8 protein-coding genes are annotated in these 6,451 nt (G+C 47.7%); 1 reads left to right on the top strand and 7 read right to left on the bottom strand.

Annotation, left to right across the window (positions count from 1 at the left end; all coding sequences use genetic code 11):
• The 5 genes from KIH43_RS08895 to KIH43_RS08875 form a co-directional block, all read right to left on the bottom strand.
• On the bottom strand, positions 1-323 hold a 323-nt coding region (locus KIH43_RS08895), incomplete at its 3' end, for a NusA N-terminal domain-containing protein (RefSeq protein WP_297719887.1).
• On the bottom strand, positions 320-811 hold the full coding sequence (gene rimP, locus KIH43_RS08890; RefSeq protein ID WP_296970295.1) for a ribosome maturation factor RimP: 492 nt from the start codon (positions 809-811) through the stop codon (positions 320-322). The genes KIH43_RS08895 and rimP, both read right to left, overlap by 4 nt.
• A gap of 173 nt (positions 812-984) precedes the next feature.
• Complete coding sequence (gene rluB, locus KIH43_RS08885) at positions 985-2,739, bottom strand: 23S rRNA pseudouridine(2605) synthase RluB (protein WP_297719884.1); 1,755 nt, start codon at positions 2,737-2,739, stop codon at positions 985-987.
• Positions 2,740-2,742: 3 nt separating this feature from the next.
• Positions 2,743-3,465: an SMC-Scp complex subunit ScpB gene (gene scpB, locus KIH43_RS08880; RefSeq protein ID WP_366069235.1), complete on the bottom strand. Its 723-nt coding sequence runs from the start codon at positions 3,463-3,465 to the stop codon at positions 2,743-2,745.
• Between the two features lie 13 nt (positions 3,466-3,478).
• Complete coding sequence (locus KIH43_RS08875) at positions 3,479-3,613, bottom strand: hypothetical protein (protein ID WP_297719881.1); 135 nt, start codon at positions 3,611-3,613, stop codon at positions 3,479-3,481.
• Positions 3,614-3,733: 120 nt separating this feature from the next.
• Here KIH43_RS08875 and KIH43_RS08870 point away from each other — a divergent pair, with 120 nt between their 5' ends.
• Positions 3,734-4,555 carry a patatin-like phospholipase family protein gene (locus tag KIH43_RS08870; protein WP_297719890.1) on the top strand — a complete coding sequence of 274 codons (822 nt, stop codon included), beginning with the start codon at positions 3,734-3,736 and terminating at the stop codon, positions 4,553-4,555.
• A 27-nt stretch (positions 4,556-4,582) separates the two neighbouring features.
• Here KIH43_RS08870 and KIH43_RS08865 read toward each other — a convergent pair whose 3' ends face one another.
• Both KIH43_RS08865 and KIH43_RS08860 read right to left on the bottom strand, forming a co-directional pair.
• Complete coding sequence (locus KIH43_RS08865) at positions 4,583-5,242, bottom strand: C40 family peptidase (protein WP_296970302.1); 660 nt, start codon at positions 5,240-5,242, stop codon at positions 4,583-4,585.
• A gap of 145 nt (positions 5,243-5,387) precedes the next feature.
• The coding region (locus tag KIH43_RS08860) for an ATP-binding cassette domain-containing protein (protein ID WP_297719877.1) at positions 5,388-6,451 on the bottom strand (1,064 nt) is incomplete at its 5' end.

The following is a 6,451-nucleotide window of genomic DNA, read 5'->3' as shown; positions in this document are numbered from 1 at the left end:
CGTCCAAATGCTAGTGATTCAATTTGCTCTTCAATGTAATCACCAACTTCAATATCAGCGAGCTGTTCTTTTGCTTCAAATTGCAAAATCTCTTTATCTGGCTCTTGCAGACCGGCCTCATCTGGTACCACCAACCAGCGGCGGAATGTCTCATACTCACCAGAATCACGATCGATCGATACACGAATATCAACATCTTCGGTTGCATAACGCTTCTTAGTGGCCGAAGCTAACGCCATTTCGAGCGCCTCGAACACAATTTCACGATCAACATTCTTTTCACGCGCTAGCGCGTCTGCCAACATGAGGACTTCACGGCTCATGACTTTCTTCCTTTGAAATCAATAACAGGGACCAACCGAGTCTTGTCGACCTCGGCTAATGAAAACTCCAATTGAGACGGCTGACCATCGGCTGCCTCGAACACCAAACCAAATTTCGCATCGGGTGAATTCACATCACCACTCAGCAAACCTTGCAACACACCACGAAAATTTTTACGGTTGCCAACAGCAACACGCAATTTCAAATCCACTTCCATGCCAGAAAAGCGCTCAAAATCCAGGGCCGTTTTAATGGGACGATCGAGCCCTGGTGATGAAATTTCCAAACGCTCATAGGGAATGTTTTCTACAGGCAAGGTATAGCTCAATTGATGACTTACCTTTTCACAATCGGCCACAGTAATCAAACGCTCGTAATCAGGATTTTCAATGGTGACGCGCAGCAATCCCCCGGCTTCACGCTCGATATCTACCAGCGTGTAACCCAGGTTTTCCAACTCTGCAGCGATAACCTTCTGATCCCTCACAAATTCCCTTCAAACCAAAACGGCAAAAAAAAATGGGCTTCAAAGCCCATATTCTCGAAATTCAGAACAGGCCGACTTACGTTGATCGCAACATCAGTCGGTAACAACACTTGCAACAATTGTGTGCTGCAAGACCAAAATTATAGCTGATTTTTAGAGAAAACTGTTAGAAATCAGAAGCTTTCGCCAGGATTTCGGGGCTTCCTAGGTCCCTTATTAAAGGGTTTTCTGCCTTTAGGGCCGCTTCTCTTTGGGCCATTTCCAGGGTTTTGGGGGTTGCCAGTCACAAAAGCAGATTGGCCATGATGTACCTTTTTAACCTTATTCCTGCCCTGACCATTACCACCTTGACCGCCCTGACCTGGTCGGCCACCCTGCGTGCGTCCACGGAAAGGCCCTCGCCCATCGCCCGATCCGCCGCCACCGTTTTGCTTACCGTTCTTGCCTTGATGGGTCATGCCATGATGACCGCTGGCAAGTGTAAGGGCATCACGTGAGCCCCAGTAGGACACTGAGGTTTGCATGGGATCTGGCTGAAAATCGCCGCTCGCTGCATGGCGATTTTGTCCGTTAGCGTTGGGATTGCGATTCTTATCTTGCGGCTGAGGAACTTTTAATCCTGCAGACTTCATCAAGCTTGCAACACCTTCAGGCGAAACCTCTTCCCATTTACCGCGTCTTAGGCGCGGTGGTAACAAGAACATGCCATAGCGTGTACGAATCAATCGTGAAACGGTATGCCCTACCGCTTCAAACATTCTGCGCACTTCGCGATTACGTCCTTCTGTTAACGCAACGTGATACCAGCGATTGGCACCATCGCCCCCGCCCATTGCTAGACGCAAAAAGCGAGCTTGACCATCATCCAACTTGATGCCGCTTTTGAGTTGAGCGGTATTGTCTTGACTTAACTCACCCAAAATACGCACAGCGTATTCGCGCTCAACACCATAGCGTGGATGCATTAAGCGATTGGCTAATTCACCTGAAGTAGTGAATAGCAATAAGCCTTCTGTATTAAAGTCCAAGCGACCTACCGCAATCCATCGACCTTGACGCGGCTTTGGCAAACGATCAAATACGGTTGGGCGACCTTCAGGATCAGATTGACTAACAATTTCACCGGCAGGCTTGTGATACAAAATCACGCGTGGTGGCTTTGTCTGAATTTTGCGATGTACCGGCTTACCGTTGATGCGCACTTGATCGGTAGGACCAATGCGTTGACCAATATGCGCAGGCAATCCATTCACGGATACGCGACCCTGGACAATTAAGTCTTCCATATCGCGGCGCGAACCCATGCCGGCATCGGCTAAAACTTTATGCAGCTTAACGGTATCTTCATCGTCCGCTTCATCATCCAAGCCATCAAGATCAGACCATACTTCATCACGCAGGCTGAGTGGCAACTCATCAATGTTTGCAAACTGCAAACTGCTCATCTCTTCTTCAGTTGGTGCATCAGGATCTTCATCTTCGCGTGAACGCTGTGCGCGCTGTGCACGACGCTCTGCACCGGTTTGATGAGAGATTTCTGCCTCATTCAAACCCTCTGGGTTTTTTACTTCCAAAACTTCAGGCGCATCTAAGGCTGCGTCAAACTCTCCTGAGACTACCGCGGCAAACAAAGCCTCGATTTCTTCGGGGTTGGGGGCTAATTTTGCGGACGCAGAATGACCGCCTTCGCGATGTCCATTTGCAGAATCGCCATCGCGCTTTTGCTTATCTTTATTAAAAGGACGTTTTTTATTAAATGGGTGCTTGCCGCCAGCGCGACGTGGATGACGAGGGCCGCGCCCCTCTCCTGGAGTGCGCTCACCACCCTCGCCTTGAGATCCCTCTGTCACAGCGGGTTTTGCATCGGCATGATCAGACGCAACCGCTGGCGCAGGCGCACTTAAATCGTTTTCGTTAGAACTTGTCATTAATTATTTTGTTTCGTCCGATGGTTCACCAGACTCTGATACAACATCTTCAGATGGCTCTTGTGCAGGCTGCGCTAATTCAGTCGGAGCTTCTTCAGTAGCAACTTCTGCTACCTCCATCACTTCCGTCGACTCTTCAATCACCACAGTTTCAACAGTCGCAGTTGGATCAAATTCAATGACTGCTTGACCCAATTGTTCTGCCGCTGCCATCGGAGCTGCATCCTCAAGAATTGGCAGGCTTTGTAAATTAGTAAGACTCAAATCATCTAAAAATTGCTTGGTAGTGGCATACAGACCTGGTCGACCAATCGTATCTTTATGTCCAATCACTTCCACCCAGCCACGATCTTCTAACTGCTTCATGACATTGCTGCTCACTGCAACACCGCGAATCTCCTCGATCTCACCGCGTGTAACGGGCTGACGATACGCAATAATCGCCAGGGTCTCCATCACCGCACGTGAATACTTGGGTGGCTTTTCTGGAGTCAGGCGATCAAGATACTCGCGCATGGATAAGCGACTTTGGAAACGCCAACCAGTCGCAATATGCACCAGCTCCATCCCTTTATCGTCCCATGCGCGCTGTAACTCCACTAAGGCCTCATCGATATCAGCGGTAGTAATGTCTTCAACAAACAGGCGAGACAAATCAGCAACTGTCAGTGGCTCCTGTGCGCATAGGAGAGCTGTTTCTATAACGCGCTTGTTGTGATCATCCATAAAAATTGGGCTATCAGGATTCAACCTGAATAGACTTAATAATGTATTTAGTAATGGGTTGTGGTGTTTCTAGCGACCACAGGCAATCCATTTCATCCATTCTTGTTAGGAATTTAGCCTGCGCTGCAACGAAGTCTACTTCGTTCACCGTGAAACTATTATAAGGTAGGCTTTATACAATAGCCACATGCAAAATAATTCAGCAAAACCCCCCATTTCTGCAGTACGACGCCAAATATTGGGTCTTGGTGTCTCTATGGGCACGCTGATGGGTGTTGGCACACTGAGTTCTTGCAGTCTTTTGGGCTCCAAAAAACCCGTTGTGGGTCTAGTACTCGGCGCTGGCGCTGCCCGAGGCTTTGCACATGTGGGGGTCATTAAGGCATTAGAAGCCCAGGGCATCAGACCTGATTTGGTCGTTGGCAGTAGCGCAGGTAGTGTTATTGCCACCCTGCTCGCATCAGGCGCAACCGGCAATGAACTGAACCGCCTAGCCCTAAATCTGGATGAAGCAACGATTGCCGATTGGGGATTGCCTTTTGCAGGACGGTTTGGAGGACTCATTAAAGGTGACGCCCTTCAAAACATGATTAACCGTGAAGTACAAAACAAAACGATTGAGCAGATGCGTATGCCGCTGGGCATCGTTGCAACGGAGCTGCAATCAGGCAAAGGCATTTTGTTCCGCACTGGTAACACGGGTCAGGCAGTGAGAGCCTCCTGCAGTGTCCCTGGCGTCTTTCAACCAACCGTCATTTCTGGAAAAGAATATGTGGATGGTGGGTTAGTTGCACCAGTCCCAGTAAGCTACGCAAGACAGATGGGTGCAACGCTGGTGATTGCAGTCAACATTTCTTCAGAACCCGTTCATCAAGATGCCAGTGGCACTCTGGGAGTTTTGCAACAAACGATTTCCATCATGCAACAAAGCATCAATCAGTACGAACTCAAAAGCGCTGATATTGCGATCACTCCACAACTCAAACAAATGAGTAGTGGTGACTTCAAATCCAGAAATGCTGCCATTCTTGCGGGCGAAATCGCCACTCAAGAACAAATGGGTTTGATTAAAGAAAAAATAAAGGGATAGCTGACATGGGTCTGCAGACCCATGAATTTAGAGGCTACGAGACTTACGTTTGAGGTTTTTCACCTCATTTAATAACTCTTGACGCTCAGCATCATCCAAGTTATCACTGCCGTCTAAACGACGAGCACCATCAAAACGCTTATCCCAATACAAACTTCCAAGATCATCTACTCGCACACTAGTGCCCTTAGAAGGTGAGTGAATAAATTTATTGTCACCAACATAAATACCCACGTGAGAAAAAGTTAAACGCATCGTATTAAAAAATACGAGATCCCCAGGTTGCAATTCCTCGCGACTGATTGGCTTTCCAACCCGACTCATCTGGGTTGATTTACGGGGCAACAAGAAACCTAATTTATCTTTAAATACATAACCAACAAAACTACTGCCATCTAAACCGGACTGAGGTAGCTCAGAATCCCAACGATAACGAACTCCAATCACTTCCATAGCGCGATTGATCAGCTCTTCAGACTTTCCTGTGACCGTATCAGCGAAGCGATCAGATACACGAACAATGTACGCCCTTCCCGCTTGGAACATACTTTCTTTTGGTACAGCTGCTTCTGCAGCAACAGGAGCAGCGTCAGCTGCATTGGTCTCAACAGCGAACGCAGAAACTGATGTCAATAAGCCTAAGGCAAGCCCTAGAATTGGCGAAAGCAGTGATTTGTTAAGCGACATCTTTTCAGTTTAACAAAGAAAGAATGATTTACCAAGGCACCACTTTATTCGCAAGCCCTTGTTTTTGATAGTATTTTTGCACGCTATATGAGCTTAATGGGGTGCAATTGCACCAAAATAGCGCCAAATATAGGCTATTTGGAGGCTATGTAAGCTCAGCTGCTGCAAACAATTCTTTGGTGTAGACCTGCCCAGGGTGCTTAATCAGGCTCTCGGTTTCACCAAACTCTACTACCTTCCCCTCCTTTAGCACCATCACCTCATGTGACATTGCCCGGATCACTGCTAAGTCATGACTAATCATAAGATAGGCCAAGTTGTACTTCTTTTGCAATTCAGAGAGTAATGCCAGCACTTGTTTTTGAATGGAGACATCAAGCGCTGAAGTGGGCTCATCTAATACCAATATTTGTGGTCGCAAAATGAGTGCACGCGCAATCGCAATGCGTTGCCGCTGCCCACCAGAAAATTCATGTGGATAGCGAGTTAGCGCAGAACGATCCAGCCCCACTTCCTTAAGAATATCGATGACGCGAGTTTCACGTTCAGCTGCTGTCAAATGGGGATAGTGAACATCTAAACCCTCTGCCACAATCTGCAATACATTCATGCGCGGTGAAAGAGATCCAAATGGATCCTGAAAAATCACCTGCAAGCTAGCGCGCATAGCACGGCGTTCTGTAGAGGTAAGCGTCTGCCAATTTTTTCCAAGCACATCCACTTCGCCCGTCACTTGCGCAGAACTATCTCCGAGTAAGCCTAGAACAGCCATACCTAAAGTTGTTTTTCCTGAGCCAGACTCGCCAATGACACCAATCGTTTGCCCCTGCTTTAGTTGAAAGCTGACTTTCTTTAAAACTTTGTGGGGCGGCGCTTTTGTGAACCAAGATGATGACTCCGCACTTGGGTAGGCAACTGACAAGGCTTCCGCCTTTAACAACACCGGAGCTAAGGGCAATACTGGCGCAAGATCACGCACGGGTTCGCTATTGACTAACGCGCGAGTGTAGGGATCGGTGGGATGCTCAAATACCTGTTTTGTAGACCCTACTTCCATCAGATTACCCTGATTTAATACCGCCACACGTTGAGCAAAATGTTTTACTAGATTGAGATCATGAGTTATGAGCAAGATTCCCATGCCTTGCTCTGAAGATTCTTCTTGTAACTCCTTTAGTAAATCCAAGATTTGCAAACGAAGACTGACAT

The sequence above is a fragment of the Polynucleobacter sp. genome, from assembly GCF_018500155.2.
Classification (GTDB): domain Bacteria; phylum Pseudomonadota; class Gammaproteobacteria; order Burkholderiales; family Burkholderiaceae; genus Polynucleobacter.
This window is presented reverse-complemented; position numbering and strand designations above follow the sequence as displayed.

What these genes read in the sequence shown, in the direction of transcription:
- rluB (WP_297719884.1), bottom strand. Translation starts at nt 2,739, where the DNA reads ATGACAAGTTCTAACGAAAACGATTTAAGTGCGCCTGCGCCAGCGGTT.
- scpB (WP_366069235.1), bottom strand. Translation starts at nt 3,465, where the DNA reads ATGGATGATCACAACAAGCGCGTTATAGAAACAGCTCTCCTATGCGCA.
- KIH43_RS08870 (WP_297719890.1), top strand. Translation starts at nt 3,734, where the DNA reads ATGGGTGTTGGCACACTGAGTTCTTGCAGTCTTTTGGGCTCCAAAAAA.
- KIH43_RS08865 (WP_296970302.1), bottom strand. Translation starts at nt 5,242, where the DNA reads ATGTCGCTTAACAAATCACTGCTTTCGCCAATTCTAGGGCTTGCCTTA.